The sequence below is a fragment of the Brevibacillus sp. FIR094 genome (assembly GCF_050477165.1).
GTDB lineage: Bacteria > Bacillota > Bacilli > Brevibacillales > Brevibacillaceae > Brevibacillus.
Genome location: NZ_JBEAES010000036.1, coordinates 17,010 through 35,199, shown reverse-complemented (window position 1 = coordinate 35,199; position 18,190 = coordinate 17,010). Strand labels below are relative to the sequence as shown.

Genomic DNA, 18,190 nt, shown 5'->3' with positions numbered 1-18,190 from the left:
GAAATGTGCTCTTGCTTAGCGCTTGTGGGTCTCAACAAGCTCAACCTGCACAGCCAGAGACACCGGCGGCAGACAACGAAACGAAAGAGGGAACAGTGATTTACCAATCGGAAAAAGGACCTGTTGAGGTTCCGACACAACCGAAACGAATCATCGGTCTTACAAATGCCCCGAATCTTGTATCGATGGAAGGTACACTTGTCGGAGTCGATCAATGGACGAAGCAAAATCCGCTTTTTACAGAAAAATTAAAAGATGTGGAAGTCGTATCGGATGCAGATTTGGAGAAAATCCTTGCCCTGAAACCTGATCTGATTGTGGCGGGATCAGAAATGAAAAATCTTGATCAGCTGAGCAAAATTGCGCCGACTGTCGTGTTTACGTGGGGCAAACCGGATTATTTGTCACAGCAGTTGGAGATTGGCAAGCTGTTGAACAAGGAAAAGGAAGCCCAGAAGTGGATTGATGATTTCAAGAGCCGTGCAAAAACAGCCGGTGAACAAATTAAAGCGAAAATCGGTGAAAACGCAACGGTATCTGTCTTCGAGTATGACACGAAGGATTTTTATGTTTTCGGAAATAACTGGGCGCGCGGTACGGAAATCCTCTATCAAGCGATGGGCTTAAACATGCCAGACAAAGTAAAAAAGGACGTTCTCGGTCCTGGTTACTATAAGCTATCGTTGGAAGCGATTCCTGACTATGCTGGTGATTATCTCATCCTCAGCAGAAGAAATGGTAGTACCAATGATTTCTTGCAATCCGCGACATGGAAAAATGTCCCGGCTGTCAAACAAAAGCGCATCATTGAGATTGACACAGAAGCTTCCACATACAGTGATCCGATCACACTCGAATATTTGCTGAAAATCTTTACGGAACAGTTTCTTGCCAAATCATAAATGCTTGGGAATCCAAGCATTTTTCTTTTTGCTTTTTGTTCATTTCCACTGTATATGGAAATTGAAGTAAAATAGAGAAGTAATCCTATGACTTGAACAAAACAACAACAAAAGAGGTGTGACGATGGTAGAAGAGTTGTCGAATTACCTAAAGGAATGTGACATAGAAGTGGTTGCGGCGGAGGATTTCACGGTACCTGCTACAAAGGTAGATAAGCACAGCATCTTGGTCCTGCCTAGCTTTAATATACTAGAGATGATAGAAGAAGCTGTAGACGAAGAAGGCTCACTCTCTGATTATGTACATAACCAGCTAGAGGAAGTTCATCACTTGTCCGTAGAGGATGTCTTTGAGAGAATTGTAAAATCTCGACTTTTGTATACAGACATTTCATCCGAGCTACAAAATTTGGATGGAAAGAACTTTGAAGAGATCTATCGGGCATATTCTCTGATATGGGAAGGCCAGGAGCTAATCGATGAACAACTCAGTGAAACAGAGACGGAGTCCTTTCAAATCAGTAAAGAATGGGTACAGGATCGATTAGAGGATGAGGCCTTGATTGTCCTGGAATTGCCGCTAGCATCTGGTTATGAAGCGCCGTTGTGGATTCCAATGGGCGGCTTTAATGAATGCCCATTGCCCGTTTACCAGTCGGTTATCGTAAAGCACTGGCAGGAAGCGTATGGGATCAAGATTCTCGCTGTGACAGAGGACGCTTGGATTTTTCAAGCTGGTTCAAGACCTCAGACCTACGAGGAGGCCCTAAAGCTAGCTCAAGAGCATTTCATCTTTTGTCAGTACGTCTTGGATGAGTTTCCTTCCATAGGGCATTACGCCGATTATTTGATGAAACAGGATGTATGGCTTTTTTGGTGGGATTAACTCGCCATATTCCTGAAATATCTCCCGTGTTCCGGCAATAAACATAACAAGATACCAAAGAACACTGGGGGAAGGAATGAGCAAATCATGCCTCAAGGAATACATGATGTGGAGCTGAACCTGCCCATCGGGGCGGTATGGCAGTTTGTGAGTATAGTGGAGAATTGGGTTCCACTGGTACCTGGCTACATCAGCCACGAGGTAATCAATGAACGTCGTGTCGCTTGGACGTTTACAGGCGATATCGGCATCATGAAGAAAACGATCAGCCTGCAAGTGGATATCACGGAATGGACTCCGCCAACTGAGGTGAGGTTCAACCTGACAGGAATCAGCGGGAATTTTACCGGAGAGGGTTACTTCAAAGCGAAGGCACTAGGTGAGGCGCGGACGAAAATGACGGGGTGTCTGGATATCACCGCCCATGGTGTGAAAGGCCCCATGATCAATTCCATTCTGAAATCCAATCTGCCCAAGACTACGAGGGAGCTCGTGGAGGCTATTGGAAAATGTATTGCGAAATAGATCCTTGCCACTAAAACGAAAACACGCCAGTTCGGCGTGTTTTTTGTGTCATGCACGTTTGGGAGATAATAAAGGAGGAGGCGCCGGATGCGAAGGAAAAGATCAGCTACCAGATGCCTACCTTTGCGCTTCATGGAAATCTGGTGCATTTCGCTGCTTTCAAAAATCATATCGGGTTTTACCCATCGCCAGGCGGAATAGAGGAGTTCAAAGAGGAAGTGAAGGAATATCACAAGTCAAAAGGAACCTTGCAATTTCCGATCGATCAGCACATACCTTATGATCTGATTAGGAAAATCGTCCAATACCGAGTAGCGAGCAACTTGAAAAAAGCAGAGAGTCAATCAAAAAGTCGGCGGAGTTGACGCTTAGAGACGGCGATCCTTATCTTTTTGTATGACGATTCCAATTGTAATCACCAAACTGTATATGCCCCCGCCACAGTTGAAGACCGTTACCCGTCATCGGATTGATCAGATAAACGAGGGCCTAAATCGTAAACTGACGGTCATTTCAGCACCAGCAGGCTCCGAGAAAACGACACTTGTCAGTGAATGGCTCACCAAGGGTGATCGACCCTTCGCGTTTTCTTACTTACCTCTTCACAGCTCTGAAAAACATTGACCCGAATATTGGATCGGGCATATTTCCTTTGCTCCATTCTCCTCAACCTCTCCCAATCGAATGAATGATCAACGATTTTGCTTCATGAAATAATCGCAATACCCAACCCTTTTGTTCTTGTCTTCGATGATTTCCACGTATTGAAAACGGGGCCACTCGACGATGCGATCACATTCCTGCTTGAACGCATGCCCCCGCTATACTCAATGGCAAAGTGCAGCATAGGAGGATGACAATGAGAGCTGTGGTATGCACGAAATACGGATCGCCAGATGTTTTGGAGCTAAGAGAAGTAGAGAAGCCAATTCCTAAAGATAATGAAATCCTGATAAAAGTTCATGCAACTACGGTTACATCTGGAGACTGCAGAATACGAGCCTTCCAAAGTCCGTTCTTTCTCTGGATTCCCCTGCGCCTCGTGCTCGGTCTCACAAAACCGCGAAATCCTATTCTTGGTGTCGAGCTATCTGGGGAAGTCGAAGCGATCGGAAAACATGTAAAGCGATTTGAAAAAGGTGACCAAGTCTATGCATTAAGCGGGATGCGATGCGGTGCGCATGCGGAGTACATCTGTCTGAAGGAAAACGCAATCGTGGGGTTAAAACCAACAAACGCAACACATGAAGAAGCCGCTTCGATTCCTTTCGGGGGAACGACCGCCTTGCATTTTTTTCGAAAAGGAAAGCTCCAAAAGGGGCAGAAAGTGCTGATCTACGGGGCTTCTGGATCGGTAGGGACCTCCGCGGTACAGCTTGCTAAGCATTTTGGGGCTGAGGTGACAGCGGTATGTAGTTCTGCCAATTTAGATTTGGTGAAATCGTTGGGAGCCGATAAGGTGATCGATTACACCAAAGAAGATTTTACGAAAAAAGAAGAGCAGTATGACCTTGTATTTGATGCGGTTGGGAAAGCAAGGAAATCGGAGTGCGTAAAAGTACTGGCGCCGAACGGGGGTTTCCTGACTGTGGATGGGCAAGGGATTGCAAAGGTGCGGACGGAGGATATGGATTTTCTTAAAGAGTTGATGGAAGCAGGGCAGATAAAAGCAGTTATTGATAGACGTTATTCGCTGGAACAAGTACAGGAGGCACATAGGTATGTGGAGACAGGGCGGAAGAAGGGGAATGTGGTGATCAAGGTTGAAACATGATGAAATTGTGCCAAAATAGTCCAAGGGGTAGTCTCACATGCCGAAAAAATCGGCATGTGAGACTACCCCATTATCTAGAAGACCAATTACTTATTCATTCCGCCAAGCCAACGCCAGCGTCCCCATCCCAGCATGTGCCCCAATCGTGGAACTGATCGGTCCAATCAACACCTCGACATCGGAGTACTTGCTCTGAATTTTCTCTTTCAGTTCCAGCGCTTTGTCCAAGACGTTGCCATGCAAAATCTGCACGTGCTTCACGGAGTAATTCTGCTTGGCTTTCTCCAGCTGTTCCAGCATGCGTCTGACCGCTTTCCCTTCGGTACGAACCTTTTCATATACTTCAAACAGCCCATCTTTAATTTGGAAAATTGGCTTGATTTGAAGCAGATTGCCGATGAAATATTGCAAACCGGTCATTCGGCCGCCTTTGTAAAACTGGTCGAGACTGCCAACCAGGATATAGTTCTCAAACTTTTTGTATTCCTCACGCAAGGAAGCAGCAATCTCCTGATAGCCTTTTCCTTCTTTGGCTTGCTCGATTCCGTTTAAGATTATCGAGGTAATCGGATACGACATCAGCTTGGAATCTACCGGCTCTACAGGGAAGTCTACCATCTTGGCTGCCGTTACACTTGTATTGTAGGTTCCACTCAGATCAGAGGAGAGGTGGACAGCAATCGCGCATTCATACTCTTCCTTTAATCGTTCGTAGAGCGTCACAAATTTTCCTAAGGAAGGCTGTGACGTTTTGGGAGCATAATTGGCCTGCACAATTTTTTGATAAAGCTGTTCAGGCGCTAAATCAATACCGTCTTCATAAGTGCCATCCTCAAAGATGATCTCCAGTGGAGCGACGTAGATGTCATGCTCTTCCAGGATGTGATCAGGTATGAGTGCGGTACTGTCTGTAACCCAGGCAATTTTTTTCTTCAAGGAAACATGTCCTCCCCCATTGTAGTAGAAACCTAACTTTGCTCTATCTTTACTAGCGAAAGCTTCATGGTTGTCCGTTACTGATGTTGTATAAGCAAACTCGCATATTCTATCATAATACGAAAACTGTCGTTTTTTGTCGTAAATAGAAGAAGTTTTATTGAACAAATGAGAGGAGATTAATGGGGAAAGGGGACACAGACAAGAAAAATCCCATGTTTCTTCGAGAGGAAGAGACATGGGATTTGTATCGTCTACTCAACCAACGGCTTGATCTTGGGAAACACCTTCAATGCTGTCTTGTAAAACACATCCTCGTGATACTCGGCTGGGATTAGCTCCTGTACAAACTGGATATACGGCTTCACTGGTGCCAACGGCCAGTCAGTCCCGAACAAAAACTTGTCGTAATGATCACAATAGGTAATCGCGTGTCGCAGATGGGAGAAGAAGAGAGGGGAGTCCGCGAGTCGCTTGCAATTGGCTGCGTCACCGACCATTAAGCCGGAGAGATCTGCAAACATGTTGCGGTTTTTATAAACGACTTCTGCCCCATCGAGTACCCACGGATCGCCAAAATGGGCCATCATGAAAGTAACGTCTCGATGCTTCACCGCCACCTCGTCCAGTGTGAGAGGGTGGGAGTATTTTAAGAGTCCGCGCTCCGAGTACGTATCGCCGGTGTGAAAGACGACAGGTACCTGGTATTTGGCTGCGAGTGCATAGACGGGATCGTAGACGCTATCGTAGGCGTAGAAGGGATAGTAGCCCAGATAGATTTTCAGCCCGACCACGTTGGGCTTTTGCAGGTCAGCTTCCAAGCGTGCCACTGCCGCCTCATCCAGCTTGAACGGGTTGATTCCCAGGCAATAGACGAACTGTGGCGGCAACTCGTCTGTCAGGTCTAGTCCCATGGGAGTGACAGCTTCCACATCGGGAAAGCCGTCTGGCTGAGTCTCTGTCAAGCCCATGCCTATCCCAAGGATCACGCCATTCTCGGCATATTCTTGCAAGAGACCAGCGACGGAGTAATCGACAAACGACTTTTCTGCCGCTGTCCGCTTGAATTCCTCGATATGGGATAAATGCATATGCGCATCAATGATCTTCATTGTGAAGCCCTCCCTTATTTGGCAAAGCGTATCGCCCGTAAGTCAGATAAGGCATTGGATGGAAGCGTGCTATCGGCAAACAGGAAAAAGACAGGCGGAGTAAAGGTAGTGCTGTTGTTTGGCAGATTCAGTTCGCGTATGACAGAAGCTACAGCCACTTCCTTGTTTGCGTATACTTGGAGGTCCGCCGTATCGAGGTCAGTAACGATATGCAACTGATCCTTGCTGGAAGCTCGCCCAAGGACATAATTGGACACTTCAAGGACATCCAATTCACCTTGTGCCAGCTTGTAGCTGAGCTCCTCGCCATTCGTACCGATGGTTTTCAGCCATACCGCCTCGTCCTCGGTTCCTGGCTGCAAAAAGATGTCAGTGGCTAAATCTTTGCCAGCAAAGTACGTTCCGGTATTCTGTTCGATCTCTACGGTATGACAGAGGACAGGTACTCCTGGCAGCAGCAAGTAATACTGATGGCAAGTCAACCCGCGATATTTCTCCTGCTTTTTCACATGGTAGCTCACCTTGATTCCCTGCCACGCATTTTGCTTGTTGTCGATTAGCTCGACAAAGGACGCCGTACGCTCTTCCTTAACCAGTGAAAACGCGCTTAACCCCTCAATGTAGTTGCCGATTCCACCTGTCCACGGATTCCACCAAGATTTCGGCTTCCGCTCAGGGAAGGCGCTGTCCAGCCATTCCTGCCCATTGCTTGTGAGCGAGTAGAGCGTCGGAGCAAAATCTGGAGCGGCTTTGATCCGCAATCGTCCATTGTCGGCGATATAGACCTGCTGTCCCTCTTCCACTGTTTGCTCCTGTATGACCTTGCCTTGACCAATTGGGAAAATCGCACTCTGTAAATGTGACACATGCGTGGCAAAACGACCCTCTACTTGCACGAGGTCATATGGTTTTTCCGGCGTCTTGAAGGAGAAGCCAGATTCCGTCTCTTCCTCATCTTCTGTAAAGCTCTGCGTTTGTTCGGAAGCTGACTCACTCAAAAGAGATGCCATCAGTTCTCCGTCCAAGTACTGCTGCTTGTATTCAATCACCTGTATATCCAGTTCCTTGCTTGTGACAAACGGATTTTGCCCATTAGCGCTCAACTCCAGGTGAGAGGTCAAGATCAGGTCAGCTGGCATAGGTTCTTTACGGGCAAAGGCACGGAACTCTTTCCAGTCAGCATAACCCCCATGTGAGAAGTGGAAGGGACCGAACGATTTTTTTTCATGTGGAGCAAGCATGCCGAGATTGGTTTCCAATGTGACATACCAGCCTTGAATATCAAAACGGTATTCAGGAGGCCAGCACATTCCCCAGGGGGCCGTTTCATCCTGTGTAAACAGCCAGTTTTCACTGACTAACTCTGCATCCCAATAATCCATATCGCTGCCGTAGGAGGATGGTGTTTCAACATAACGGCCTTGATACGGCACAATGGGGCGATGAAAACTGTGACTAAATCCTTGGTTAAGCCAAAGCTCAGTAGTCAGTTTGTCGGCAGAGTGGTTTTCTATCTCCAATCCGTGTTCAACGGTACCATCTCCGAACAGGAGCGTTTTGCTAACCAGTACAATTTGCGGGTATGCCCCAGAGCGATACGTTGCACGGATGCCGATTGCTCCCTTTTCCACGATAAACTCAACTTTCTCGGCACGCTTCTTCGAGAACTCGCTGGAAAACGGTTTGCCGAGCTTGGGGTAGAGGAAGTTAGTTGGCTCCCCACCTGTCCCGCCGACAACGGTCATCTCATTATCTTCCTTGTTCAAGTAGAGCGTATGGCGGCCATGGTGAACTTGCCAAGCCTGTTCTGTTTCTCCCGACACCATTGCACCAAGTCCCGTAAAGGCAGCTCCGATTTTTTTGGCAAAAGAAACCGATCTGCCATCTGTGAGCTTTGCCTCCACCTGCACGTTGGCTTCGTAAAAGCCGTGTTCATACAGGTCAGCGTTTAGCGGAAGCGAAATTCGCTCTTTGCCAGCCAGTTTCAAAGTGTGGCGTTGCTCTTGTAAGTCAAAAAATGAACAAACGGGCAGCTCGAATGAAAATTCCGCTTCTTCTGCAAAGTTGTTTTCCACGTCCAAATAAAACAGCTTTGTCTGTCCCGGATAGGAGAGGCCAGGTACATGCAAGGAAAGGGTAGCAGGAAACTTGGGAAGGATTCCTACCTCAAACAGAGCTGCCTTGCCGTTGATCAGCAGGTTGGTACAAACACGTGGATGCGTGCGCCAGATGCTTTGCGCTTCTGTGATTGGATCGACAAAAAAGGTAGCTGACAGCGTCGTTTCACCTGTTACAGCTAGCTCGTGCTGATAATCAAAGCGGATCGTGTCGCTCGGTTGTCCGTTTAACGCAATCTGTAACGGCTTGCCTGATTTGTTGACGATCCGGTAGTGAATTTGATACTCCCGTCCAAAGACCAGCTCCAGCTTTTCCGCTTCGGCAGACACGAGGTAATCCTCCGTCTCGATGAGGCGCATGCCTCGACCCCGCCGCTCAAACTCCACGCGCAAGCTCTTTTCTCCTTTTGCCCAGGAGTATGTGAAGTAATCAAAGCCGTTTTCCTTGCGTCCATCTGGTTCTACAGCGATCTCCCTCGTGGAGTCCTGATACCAGTCAAGCTCCTCAAAATAGTGGGCGATCGCTTCGGTACGGAGCACAGAAGGAACCATGTTCATCAGATGGGTGGCGTCGTCCCGGTCTTCCCAGAAAAAGCCGAACTTCTTATACAAAGGAACAGCCTTCGTGTTTCCTGCCCACGTATACAGATCAAGTCGCGGCCAGCCCAGCTCAATCGTTTTCTCCAGTGCGCATGAAAGCAGCATCCGGCCGACTTTTTTTCCATGATAGTCAGGACGTACATTGAGCAACGGGATGTAGAGGGCACCGGTATCTTCCCGATATTCGGCCAGGCTACAATAACCAACGACCGTTTCACCTTCCATTGCGAGATAGACAGTGATAGCGTCAGAAGCTGCTTCTTCTTGTCTGATTTGTTCCGCTGTCGTAATCGAATTTCCGCCTCCCCAGCTATCTCGGCTGGCATTCCACATATCTGCGACCGCTGCGGCCAGCTCAGGGCGGTAGGTGACAATTGAGATTGATGCTTCCATGCTTGTTAACACCTCGATTACATTGTTAAATTATGTATCTTCTAAGAGTTGTACGTTTGATCGACAGAATTGTTTCTAGTTTTCAGAAAAGGAATCAGCACATGCGAAAAAAAAGCACCTTATTCAGGTGCTTTTTAACACATTCAGGTTCTCGTTTTTACTGCGAGTCCACTAAAAGTAACGGGTCCTACAACATCAGCTCTGGTATTTGCCGTTCGGTTTTCTGCGGTTACTGTGTAATTATGGGTACCTGCTCTTACATTTCTATCGATTGCCTGAAAGGTGACAGCATAGTTTTGTTCAGAACCAGTAGATTCAATACCTTGGAGAGTGTTGAAAATCTCTCTACCATCACGAAATACGCGGAAGAGGATTTGCGCAATACCGGTAATCCCCCGAACACCAACCGTTGCCACTAATTCAACACGATTCGGTTGGGAATTTCTGGATGGGATTCTGATGCGGATGGTGGCGAGGCGAGACCTTCCTGGCGAGCGTCTGATGGTAAAGGAATTTGCCAAGTTGAATCGACGGCGTGGCTGAACGGCTGCTTTATCGAGAATACGTACCAATAATATCACCCCCTTTTTACTTTGATACCTCAAACTATGTTGGACAACGGGAGAGTGATTGGACGAGGTCACGATACTATTCAAAATTAAGTCATCTATCTGATAGACAAAGGGTGCCTTTTGATAGGCTGTTTGGTAGCGGTTCGGATAAACAATAGAAAAGGGATGTAAAATTAAGGAAACGGTAAGGTGCCCTTTAGAAGCCATTAAGCTTAGTTCATTACAATCAGGCTTGAGGTGATAGTCATGGAGCTAAAGCAGAACCGCATTCGCATCATCGATGGCTTGCGTGGATTTAGTTTAGTAGGGATTTTGATGGCGAATATGCTGATTTTCCAGTATGGGATTTGGGGAAGCCAAGAAATGGATTTATACGCCCTCCCCGATTATGAAATGACAGCTTATAAGCTTGTGAAAATATTTGTAGAAGGCAGCTTTATGCCGATTTTTACCTTCATGTTTGGTTTTGGCATGATCAAGATGCAACAAAGCTTGGCTGCCAAAGGTTTGAAGCAAAAACGCTACCTTACCCGCAGGTTTTTGATGCTAATTGGACTTGGTCTCCTTCATTCGTACTTCCTGTGGGAAGGGGATATTTTGGGGTTTTATGGCATGATGGGCTTCTTTCTGTTGCTGTTCATGAACCGTAAACCGAAAACACTGCTCGTTTGGGGGATTGTCTTACTCTGCCTCATCAGCTTAATGGGGCTTGCTCCAGATGATCCGAATGATCCTGCGGGTATTACCGATCCTGCCCGTATGGAAGCTTATGTTGTCAAAACCATGACTGTCTATGGTACGGGCACATACGAGGAGATCGTGCATCACAGAAGCAGTGAAGACCCGCTTGGATTGCCAGAATACATGATGATTGCTTTACTGTTGCTCGCGCCGCTTATGAGCGCACCCATGTTCCTTTTTGGGATGTATGCTGCGAGACGTAGGTGGTTCGAGAAACCAGAGGAAGAACGAACCTCGTATTTCCGAAACATGCTAATCTTCTTGCCAGCGGGACTTTTGTTAAAAGCATTACATGAGTATCTGCCGGGAAATTGGTGGAGTGGCGTCGGTGAGATATCGGGGGGAACCATTCTTGCTATCGGTTACATTTTCGCCTTTGTTTGGTTCTTTTCCAGAAGCACGGAATCAACTTGGCTGCCAAGGTTTCAAGCTGTGGGTAAACTCTCCTTAACGAATTACCTTTTGCAAACCGTCATTTGTACGACGATCTTCTATGGCTATGGACTCGGATGGTTCGGAAAGATCGGGGTATTGGCTGGTTGCGGATTAGCGATCGTGATTTATGTGGGACAGCTTTTCTTAAGCCCGCTGTATCTAAAACGATTCCGTTATGGCCCAGTGGAACGACTATTGCGTATGTGGACGAATTTTTCAATCTCCGGCCAGACAAAGCAACGCCCAGAAAAACCTATTTCTGCGTAGCACCAGAAATGAAAAACCAAGCAGCTGCTCTATTGGCTACTTGGTTTTTTGTTTAATTGTTGGCCTCTAAAAATATGAATCCTCTTATCGGTCTCCATCATATAATGTCAACGGTTGGAAAAAGATGGTCAAAAAGATCATCGTAAAGAACGGAGGATGGGAATTGGGACGTTTTCCAAGAGCAGTAATGTGTCTTGTTTTCTTTAGCCTCTTTTGCTTGATCTTCCAAGCATCCATATTCGTGCCTGTAAGCCAAGCAGCAAGTGCAGAGGAAACACCTGCCGCGGTAGAAACCACTGTAGATCTACGTCACTTACAAGGAAAAGTCAATGAAATTAACGCCGAGAATTTAATCCAGGAAAAATATACGCCTGACAGCTGGAGCAAGCTTGTGTATGCGTTGGATGCTGCAAAAGGCGTACTGACAAAGCCAAATGTCACCCAAGCAGAAATCGATGATGCCTTGTCTGTGTTAGTCATAGCAAGAGAAGGCCTGAAGAAGCAGGATGTTACAGTCGACAAGAGTAAACTGCAAACGAAAGTAGAGGAAATTGCAGTGGAAAAGCTGCAAGAAAAAGATTACACGAGGACCAGTTGGAAAGAACTGCAGAATCGATTAGGCAATGCTTACTTTGTGCTGGATGATCCGCATGCGAGCCAGACTGTCGTAGATGTGACCCTAGAGAAACTGATCAAAGCGAGACAAGATTTGACGAGGCAGGATGAAGCGGTCTATAAAAGAGAATTGAGAGCTAAAGTGGAAGAGATCGAGGACAAGGATTTAGATGAGGACGACTACACCAGATCAAGCTGGCGTGATTTGGAAGATGCACTCGAACATGCATGGGACGTCATCGACGATCCACATGCCAGGCAGTCGGAGGTAGACGACGCTCTGGACGATTTGAAAAAAGCATGGAGAAATCTAGAGGATGAGGATGACCGATACAGAGATCGGGACCGGGACAGAGACCGTAAAAAAGATTCCTATACCACGCCGACAAACAGCTTTTTCACTGGAGGCAGTTCTACAGATAAGAAAGAGGAACGCCCTGCAACCAATAAGAAAAGTAAGAGAGAACGTGGCTATATCAATGGCTATCCTGACGGAACGTTTCAACCGGATCGTACGGTGACGCGTGCGGAGATGGCTGCTATTTTACTGAACGCTGAAATGGTGAGCCAGTCTTCTGCGAATAAGGGAAGGTTCTTCGATGTAGCCGACAACTACTGGGCAGTAAATCCGATTCATCAAGCAAGTGCAGCGGGTATGATGAGCGGCTACCCAGATGGCACATTCCGTCCAGCGGCCAACATTACCCGAGCGGAAATAGCCGCGGTCATTTACAAGTACAAGGCCTTGCAAGGTGCGGGAGGGGGCACTGCCTTTTTTGATGTGAGGGGAGATCACTGGTCATCTCCAATCATTGCAGCGGTTGTTGCAAAAGGCTACATGGCAGGTTATCCCGATGGCACCTTCCAGCCAGAGAAAGCGCTGACTCGTGCCGAGGCCGTAACGATTCTCAATCGCGTGCTGAATCGCGTACCACAGAACCAGGCTGGCCCGCAAAGATGGCCGGATGTCGTACCAGGTCATTGGGCGTATAAAGAAATTGAAGAAGCATCTATGAAGTAACGATTTCGAAAAAGGACTCACCCTCCTGTAAAATAAGAGGGTGAGTTTTTTAATGATGACACACATGATGTCAGGATTTGTGTATGATGAGCGTTACCGAACAGCGATCTTCGTAGATTCTTCCACCATGCCCAACTGGATGGGGACAATCGTCAAACGAAAGCGTCGACGATCAATGTCGATGCTTTTTATGTATAGTGAAAATGGTCGCATTTTCTATTCTTTTCTATCATTCGGTTATCTCTTCCAGAAAGTTGTGGTATAATCTACCATTAAGATAGAATGGCACAAATCATTCAGCTTAGAATCGAGAGGAGAAAGTTTCATGAAACTAAACAAACGCTGGAGCAAGCTGACTCGTTGGACGGGTACAGGTGCACTCAGTTTGGCGCTTTTGCTAGGGTATGTGCTTCCTGTCCACGGGCAGACTCCCGTAGCTCCCATAATCAGCCCTTGGTCGGTAACAACGTTGAACGAAGGGGAGAAATACGGAATTTTTCCACTGGCGTGGTATGAAGAAAGTTCTTTTCAGCAATCAATTCCTGCTGACAAATTTATTACCTTGATGGAAGGAACAGCGAAAAAGCTGGATCTTCTGGGACTGAAGAAAAAGAACGCTTCCTTATCCTTTCCGACTGATAAGGTCATTACCAGAGAAGCAGTCATTACTTCTTTATACAAACTCCTGGCGAACTACGAACTGCCAGCAGCATTCGAAATGACCGGGGATAACCCGATTGACTACATGAAGAAAAAAGGCTTGGTAAAAGGGACAAGCACAGGTCTCGAGCTGAACCAGCCAAGCACAGTTGAACAAGCAACGGTGATGGCGAGCCGACTGGTCGAGTTCGCATACGATACGGTGGGCGGCGGTGCCGAAGGTCTCATGTGGAAAGTGACCAACGGCAAAAACACCATGTACTTACTGGGCTCGATTCACATGGGGATCGCAGAGATGTACCCAATGCAAAAAGACATCCGAGAAGCGTATGAAGAGTCGGATGAACTGTGGGTGGAAGCCGATATTATCAACGGTGACACTGATTATATGACACAAACAATGGTATACACCGATGGCACGACACTGAAGGATCATGTATCCGCTGAGACGTATCAAAAGGTGCAAAAATTGCTTGCAAAGCTGCAACTGCCAGCCAATTCTTTTGACGCCTACAAGCCGTTTGCTGTTTCCCTGTCTGTACCAACGCTTGGCTACGTGGACGGCGAAACGGATGTTCAGTTCGCAATGCTATCCGGCATCGACAGGTACTTCCTGACGAAGGCGATGCTGGATGAGAAGCCGATCAACGAGCTGGAGGGCATTAAGCTGCAAGCGGACTTGCTGTCAGGTGTTCCTGCAGAGCAGCAGGAGAAAGAATTGAACATCATGTTAGATAGTGTTATGGCCGAAAAAGGCCTGGAAGAAAGCACAAAGCTCTTAAAAGACATGCAGACAGAATGGGTAGAAGGCGACCTGAATGGATTTATCCAGATCATGACGACGCATGGCGATTTCGGTGAAGGCGAAGTCAATCAGCGTCTGCTCGGTGAACGAGACAAAAACATGGCTATTAAACTCGCAGAAGTGTTGGAGAAACAAGGAGAAACGACTTCTTTTGTCGTGGTTGGTGCTGCCCACTTCTCGATGAAAGGCATGGTTATCGATCACTTGAGGGCAAAAGGCTATGACGTGCAACAATTGAAATAAGAGAGAAAAAAGGAAGTGTCGGCGCAGGCTGGCACTTCCTTTCATTGTTTACCGGAAAATTGCTTACCTTGACAAGTGTTGCTAACATTATCCAGCGAATAGTAAAATTATACTATCTTGGCATACATAGGAGGTATTTTGCGTGGGCTTGTTTGATATGTTTAAGACAGATAAAGGGGAAGAAATGACCCCTCATTTTGGATTCGCGTGTTCCTTGCTCTACATGATGAAATCGGATGGAGAAATGGACCACGAAGAAATCGGTCAATTGCTCGCTGTATTGGGCGGTGAAGAAAGCAACGGCGTGATTGGTGTAGGTGCTAATAACAGACAGTTGCTCGATAATGCTATGAAATATACACGCAATAACTCTATCGAGAAATTCCTGAACGAAGTAACTCCATTGCTCACAGATGCTCAAAAAATGTGCATCCTGGTTAACCTGATCGATTCTTCCCTGGCAGATGGCCAACCTGAGCGTGAAGAGCAAGAGCTGTTTGGCAAGTTCTTGACTGCATTTGGTATTTCGGAAGATCGTTTCCGTCCATTCTTTGAAGTAATCGTGTTGAAAAATGACCGTGGTGTGTTCGTGAATCAAAACCATCCAAAGAACCAACCAGGTTACAGAGTGACACTTCCCGTTTAATCTTTGATACGAATTCAGAACCTTCTCATTTGAGAAGGTTTTTTTCGTTTTTTGAAAAAGATAGTTCCTTAAAAGAGCAATAGAGAAGAAATGTCTCCGCTTTGATTGTGCTACGATCTGCTTAGGAAAAAAATGAAAGGTGGGACCCCCATGCGGAGTCAAATTTCCAAAACACGTCTGTGGATTGCACGGATTATGAGCGGGCTTGTCATTCTTTTTATGCTTTTTGACGGTGTATTCAAACTCATCCAGCCTGCTCCTGTCGTAGAGGGAACTCTCGTACTCGGCTACGCGGAGCATCACATTGGCTTGATTGGAATTCTCGCCCTCGTATCAACGGTGCTGTATGCGATACCACGGACAGCAGTTTTGGGTGCACTTCTGTTAACTGGATTTTTCGGTGGGGTCGTCGCTACCCAGATCCGTGTAGACGCGCCACTCTTTTCCCATACGCTGTTTGCTGTCTACCTCGCGATTTTGATGTGGGGCGGATTGTGGCTGCGGGATGAGCGTGTGCGAAAACTGCTTTTCACTGCCAAAGGAGAGAAATGATAAACACAAAATAGAAGCTGTAGCCAGATCATCGGCTACAGCTTTTTTTATAATTCTATTTGGTTGTAACCGTGAATCTCCGGTAATCGGTAGGCAACAACCCGGTACTTTTGCGAAACAGCTGGGAGAAGCGACTGGAGTTATGGTAGCCCACGATATACGCAATCTGATTAATGTGTAAATCGGTGCTCGTAAGCAGTTGCTCGGCGTGATTCATTCGCTTGTTTTGGATATATTCGGTAATGGTGCATTGGTTCGCTTGCTTAAAAGTGTATTTCAGTTTGGTAAGTCCCATGCAGGAGATCCGGGCGAGGTGCTCCAAGTGTATTTCGGATGCGAAGTGATCGTCTATGTAGGCGGTCACAGCTGTCAGGCCGTCCAAATCCTGTCGGGATATGCTTTTGGTTGGATGCGTTTTTTTTGTGCTTTTGCCTTTTCCACGATCAGCGATACTGCTTCTGCGACTTTTCCCTCGTAGTACAGCTTTGCGGCAATTCCCGTTCTCCGAAAATTCCGTATCTGTCGGAGCAAGAAAACTAGCTCCGAGAAATTCGTCATCCCATCTACCGTAATAAAGGACGATCGTAGGTCCTTATACTCTACTGGATATTTGCTTTTGCGTTGACTGGAGAGAACGCTACGGGCAAGACGACCCTATGCAAAATTTTATGTAGTCTGCTTCGTGAGCGAAAAGGCACGCTTGTCAGCCGAGGTCGTTCACTGTCTCCCAGCAAAAGACGAGCTGCGAGCTATTTGGTGATGCAGGATGCGGACTACCAACTCTACGCAGACAGTGTCGGAAACGAAATCGTGTTGGGAAAAATCTTGAATGAAGAACTTCGCGATCGGCATCCGGCGTCATTATCCGGTGGAGAGAAGCAGCGGGTCACGATGGCAGCAGCTTATTGCTCGCGGGCAGAACTGATTGTGCTGGATGAACCGACAAGTGGACTTGACGGCGATGGAGTGCTGAAGGTGGCCGCATGGGTGAAAAAGCTGGCTGAAGCAGGCAAAACGGTCGTCATTATCACGCATGACCAGATTCTTTCCAAGCTGGCATGTGATCAAGTGGTTGAGTTGCGGCTTACTCGAGATGTTGGGAAGATCTATGCGGAGCCAGGGATACGAACAACCGTTGAAACTGCCAATCGTTGACAGATGAAAAAGCGTGTGATAGGATGGTCACAACTTATCAGGGACGGAGGGTTACGTGTGGCAAATTAATTTTTCGATACTTTATTCGCACAACACAATCGAAGAAATAGCGTGAAAAGGCTATGTTGTGTGCATACGAATCGAAAAATGGATTGCCGTTACGGTAACCCAATTGAATCATGGGCATATAGAGTGAGGAAGGCAAGCGTGATGACCTCCTCTATTTGCATGATCTGCGAAGAGAATGGAACCAATCCTGTACAATCAGATACTGGTATCTGATGTACATGGTTTTCGTTTCTTCTTCCTTTTTCGATGACGTAAGCACAGGCAGACTAGCCTGTGTTTTTTTATTTTCGTTCGTTGAGGAGGAAACCTTACAATGGCAGAACAGATCTTAAAAGTGAACGGTGTGGAAATATGTGCGGAAAGCTTTGGGAAGCCCACAGATCCGGCGATTTTGCTGATTATGGGAGCCCAGATGTCCATGGTTTGGTGGGAGGAAGAATTTTGTCAGCGAATAGCCGACGCTGGACGCTTTGTTATTCGCTTTGATAATCGGGATGTCGGACGCTCCACGACCTATGAGGTTGGGCAACCAGGCTATACATTTGAAGATATGGCAGATGACGCTGTTCACGTTCTAGATGCATTCGGCGTACAGCAGGCGCACATCGTTGGTATGTCGATGGGTGGAATGTTGACGCAAATCATGGCATTGCGACATCCAGAAAGAGTTCACACGATCAGCTTGCACGCAACGTCGAATTTTGCTCCTGACCTCCCGCCAATTGATTCGAAGCTGATGGAGTATTTCAGCAATATGGGCGAAATCAATTGGGAGAATGAACAGGAGGTTTTAGAGGTTGCCGTGGCGAGTTCGAAAGTTTTGATCGGTTCCAAGCATCCTTTTGACGAGGTGCGCGTTCGTGAATTGGCCCAAATCGATATCGCCAGAAGCAACCATTATGCGAGTAAGAACAACCACGCCTTTGTGACGTCCGGTGAAACGTACTTGATGAGGACAGGTGAAATTGCTGTACCAGCACTCGTGATTCACGGTACAGAAGACTTGCTCATCCCTTTCGCGCATGCCTTACATCTTGCGGACACCATTCCGGGAGCAGATTTGCTCACGTTGGAAGGGACCGGGCATGAGCTTCCACATGGGGAGTGGGATGTCGTCATCGAAGCGATTTTGAAGCATACGCAAGAAAAGGAACAGTAGCCCAG

General features: G+C 47.0%; 17 protein-coding genes and 1 pseudogene. 12 read left to right on the top strand and 6 right to left on the bottom strand.

Going from position 1 to position 18,190, the window contains the following annotated elements:
* Positions 1–5: 5 nt before the first annotated feature.
* From ACQ5DJ_RS24615 to ACQ5DJ_RS24595, 5 genes are all read left to right on the top strand, one after another.
* On the top strand, positions 6–902 hold the full coding sequence (locus ACQ5DJ_RS24615; RefSeq protein WP_429844725.1) for an iron-hydroxamate ABC transporter substrate-binding protein: 897 nt from the start codon (positions 6–8) through the stop codon (positions 900–902).
* 124 nt (positions 903–1,026) lie between these two features.
* Positions 1,027–1,788, top strand: coding sequence for a DUF4253 domain-containing protein (locus ACQ5DJ_RS24610; RefSeq protein WP_429844724.1), 762 nt, complete (start codon positions 1,027–1,029; stop codon positions 1,786–1,788).
* An 87-nt stretch (positions 1,789–1,875) separates the two neighbouring features.
* Entirely contained in the window at positions 1,876–2,313 is a 438-nt protein-coding gene (locus ACQ5DJ_RS24605; protein ID WP_429844723.1) for a CoxG family protein, read from the top strand.
* A 50-nt stretch (positions 2,314–2,363) separates the two neighbouring features.
* Positions 2,364–2,678: an iron chaperone gene (locus ACQ5DJ_RS24600; RefSeq protein ID WP_429844722.1), complete on the top strand. Its 315-nt coding sequence runs from the start codon at positions 2,364–2,366 to the stop codon at positions 2,676–2,678.
* Positions 2,679–3,172: 494 nt separating this feature from the next.
* Positions 3,173–4,087: an NAD(P)-dependent alcohol dehydrogenase gene (locus tag ACQ5DJ_RS24595; RefSeq protein ID WP_429844721.1), complete on the top strand. Its 915-nt coding sequence runs from the start codon at positions 3,173–3,175 to the stop codon at positions 4,085–4,087.
* Positions 4,088–4,177: 90 nt separating this feature from the next.
* Here the strand turns inward: ACQ5DJ_RS24595 and ACQ5DJ_RS24590 are convergent, their stop codons facing one another.
* The 4 genes from ACQ5DJ_RS24590 to ACQ5DJ_RS24575 form a co-directional block, all read right to left on the bottom strand.
* A complete protein-coding gene (locus ACQ5DJ_RS24590; protein WP_429844720.1) occupies positions 4,178–5,023 on the bottom strand; it encodes a DegV family protein in 846 nt (281 codons plus the stop codon).
* Between the two features lie 254 nt (positions 5,024–5,277).
* Complete coding sequence (locus ACQ5DJ_RS24585) at positions 5,278–6,135, bottom strand: amidohydrolase family protein (protein ID WP_429844719.1); 858 nt, start codon at positions 6,133–6,135, stop codon at positions 5,278–5,280.
* 14 nt (positions 6,136–6,149) lie between these two features.
* Complete coding sequence (locus tag ACQ5DJ_RS24580) at positions 6,150–9,245, bottom strand: N-acetyltransferase family protein (RefSeq protein ID WP_429844718.1); 3,096 nt, start codon at positions 9,243–9,245, stop codon at positions 6,150–6,152.
* 143 nt (positions 9,246–9,388) lie between these two features.
* Positions 9,389–9,817, bottom strand: coding sequence for an exosporium protein C (locus ACQ5DJ_RS24575; RefSeq protein ID WP_429844717.1), 429 nt, complete (start codon positions 9,815–9,817; stop codon positions 9,389–9,391).
* Between the two features lie 246 nt (positions 9,818–10,063).
* On the opposite strand from ACQ5DJ_RS24575, the gene ACQ5DJ_RS24570 reads away from it, so the two are divergent.
* The 5 genes from ACQ5DJ_RS24570 to ACQ5DJ_RS24550 all read left to right on the top strand — a co-directional run bounded on the left by ACQ5DJ_RS24570 (position 10,064) and on the right by ACQ5DJ_RS24550 (position 15,802).
* Positions 10,064–11,260, top strand: coding sequence for a DUF418 domain-containing protein (locus tag ACQ5DJ_RS24570; protein ID WP_429844716.1), 1,197 nt, complete (start codon positions 10,064–10,066; stop codon positions 11,258–11,260).
* Between the two features lie 163 nt (positions 11,261–11,423).
* Entirely contained in the window at positions 11,424–12,896 is a 1,473-nt protein-coding gene (locus ACQ5DJ_RS24565; RefSeq protein ID WP_429844715.1) for an S-layer homology domain-containing protein, read from the top strand.
* A gap of 325 nt (positions 12,897–13,221) precedes the next feature.
* Positions 13,222–14,604, top strand: coding sequence for a TraB/GumN family protein (locus ACQ5DJ_RS24560; protein ID WP_429844714.1), 1,383 nt, complete (start codon positions 13,222–13,224; stop codon positions 14,602–14,604).
* 142 nt (positions 14,605–14,746) lie between these two features.
* Positions 14,747–15,250, top strand: coding sequence for a TerB family tellurite resistance protein (locus ACQ5DJ_RS24555; RefSeq protein ID WP_007723788.1), 504 nt, complete (start codon positions 14,747–14,749; stop codon positions 15,248–15,250).
* A gap of 150 nt (positions 15,251–15,400) precedes the next feature.
* Positions 15,401–15,802, top strand: coding sequence for a DoxX family protein (locus ACQ5DJ_RS24550; protein WP_429844713.1), 402 nt, complete (start codon positions 15,401–15,403; stop codon positions 15,800–15,802).
* Between the two features lie 55 nt (positions 15,803–15,857).
* Here the strand turns inward: ACQ5DJ_RS24550 and ACQ5DJ_RS24545 are convergent, their stop codons facing one another.
* Together ACQ5DJ_RS24545 and ACQ5DJ_RS24540 are read right to left on the bottom strand one after the other, a co-directional pair.
* On the bottom strand, positions 15,858–16,097 hold the full coding sequence (locus ACQ5DJ_RS24545; protein ID WP_429844712.1) for a helix-turn-helix domain-containing protein: 240 nt from the start codon (positions 16,095–16,097) through the stop codon (positions 15,858–15,860).
* Positions 16,098–16,171: 74 nt separating this feature from the next.
* Positions 16,172–16,333, bottom strand: coding sequence for a hypothetical protein (locus tag ACQ5DJ_RS24540; RefSeq protein ID WP_429844711.1), 162 nt, complete (start codon positions 16,331–16,333; stop codon positions 16,172–16,174).
* Between the two features lie 87 nt (positions 16,334–16,420).
* Between ACQ5DJ_RS24540 and ACQ5DJ_RS24535 the strand changes: the two are divergent.
* Positions 16,421–16,957, top strand: a pseudogene (locus ACQ5DJ_RS24535) (ATP-binding cassette domain-containing protein); the annotation flags it as partial.
* A 382-nt stretch (positions 16,958–17,339) separates the two neighbouring features.
* A complete protein-coding gene (locus ACQ5DJ_RS24530; RefSeq protein WP_429844710.1) occupies positions 17,340–18,185 on the top strand; it encodes an alpha/beta fold hydrolase in 846 nt (281 codons plus the stop codon).
* The last annotated feature ends 5 nt before the right edge of the window (positions 18,186–18,190 follow it).

Coding starts and splice junctions, on each gene's coding strand:
- ACQ5DJ_RS24610 (WP_429844724.1), top strand. CDS start 1,027: ATGGTAGAAGAGTTGTCGAATTACCTAAAGGAATGTGACATAGAAGTG.
- ACQ5DJ_RS24605 (WP_429844723.1), top strand. CDS start 1,876: ATGCCTCAAGGAATACATGATGTGGAGCTGAACCTGCCCATCGGGGCG.
- ACQ5DJ_RS24600 (WP_429844722.1), top strand. CDS start 2,364: ATGCACGTTTGGGAGATAATAAAGGAGGAGGCGCCGGATGCGAAGGAA.
- ACQ5DJ_RS24595 (WP_429844721.1), top strand. CDS start 3,173: ATGAGAGCTGTGGTATGCACGAAATACGGATCGCCAGATGTTTTGGAG.
- ACQ5DJ_RS24585 (WP_429844719.1), bottom strand. CDS start 6,135: ATGAAGATCATTGATGCGCATATGCATTTATCCCATATCGAGGAATTC.
- ACQ5DJ_RS24580 (WP_429844718.1), bottom strand. CDS start 9,245: ATGGAAGCATCAATCTCAATTGTCACCTACCGCCCTGAGCTGGCCGCA.
- ACQ5DJ_RS24570 (WP_429844716.1), top strand. CDS start 10,064: ATGGAGCTAAAGCAGAACCGCATTCGCATCATCGATGGCTTGCGTGGA.
- ACQ5DJ_RS24560 (WP_429844714.1), top strand. CDS start 13,222: ATGAAACTAAACAAACGCTGGAGCAAGCTGACTCGTTGGACGGGTACA.
- ACQ5DJ_RS24550 (WP_429844713.1), top strand. CDS start 15,401: ATGCGGAGTCAAATTTCCAAAACACGTCTGTGGATTGCACGGATTATG.
- ACQ5DJ_RS24545 (WP_429844712.1), bottom strand. CDS start 16,097: ATGGGACTTACCAAACTGAAATACACTTTTAAGCAAGCGAACCAATGC.
- ACQ5DJ_RS24530 (WP_429844710.1), top strand. CDS start 17,340: ATGGCAGAACAGATCTTAAAAGTGAACGGTGTGGAAATATGTGCGGAA.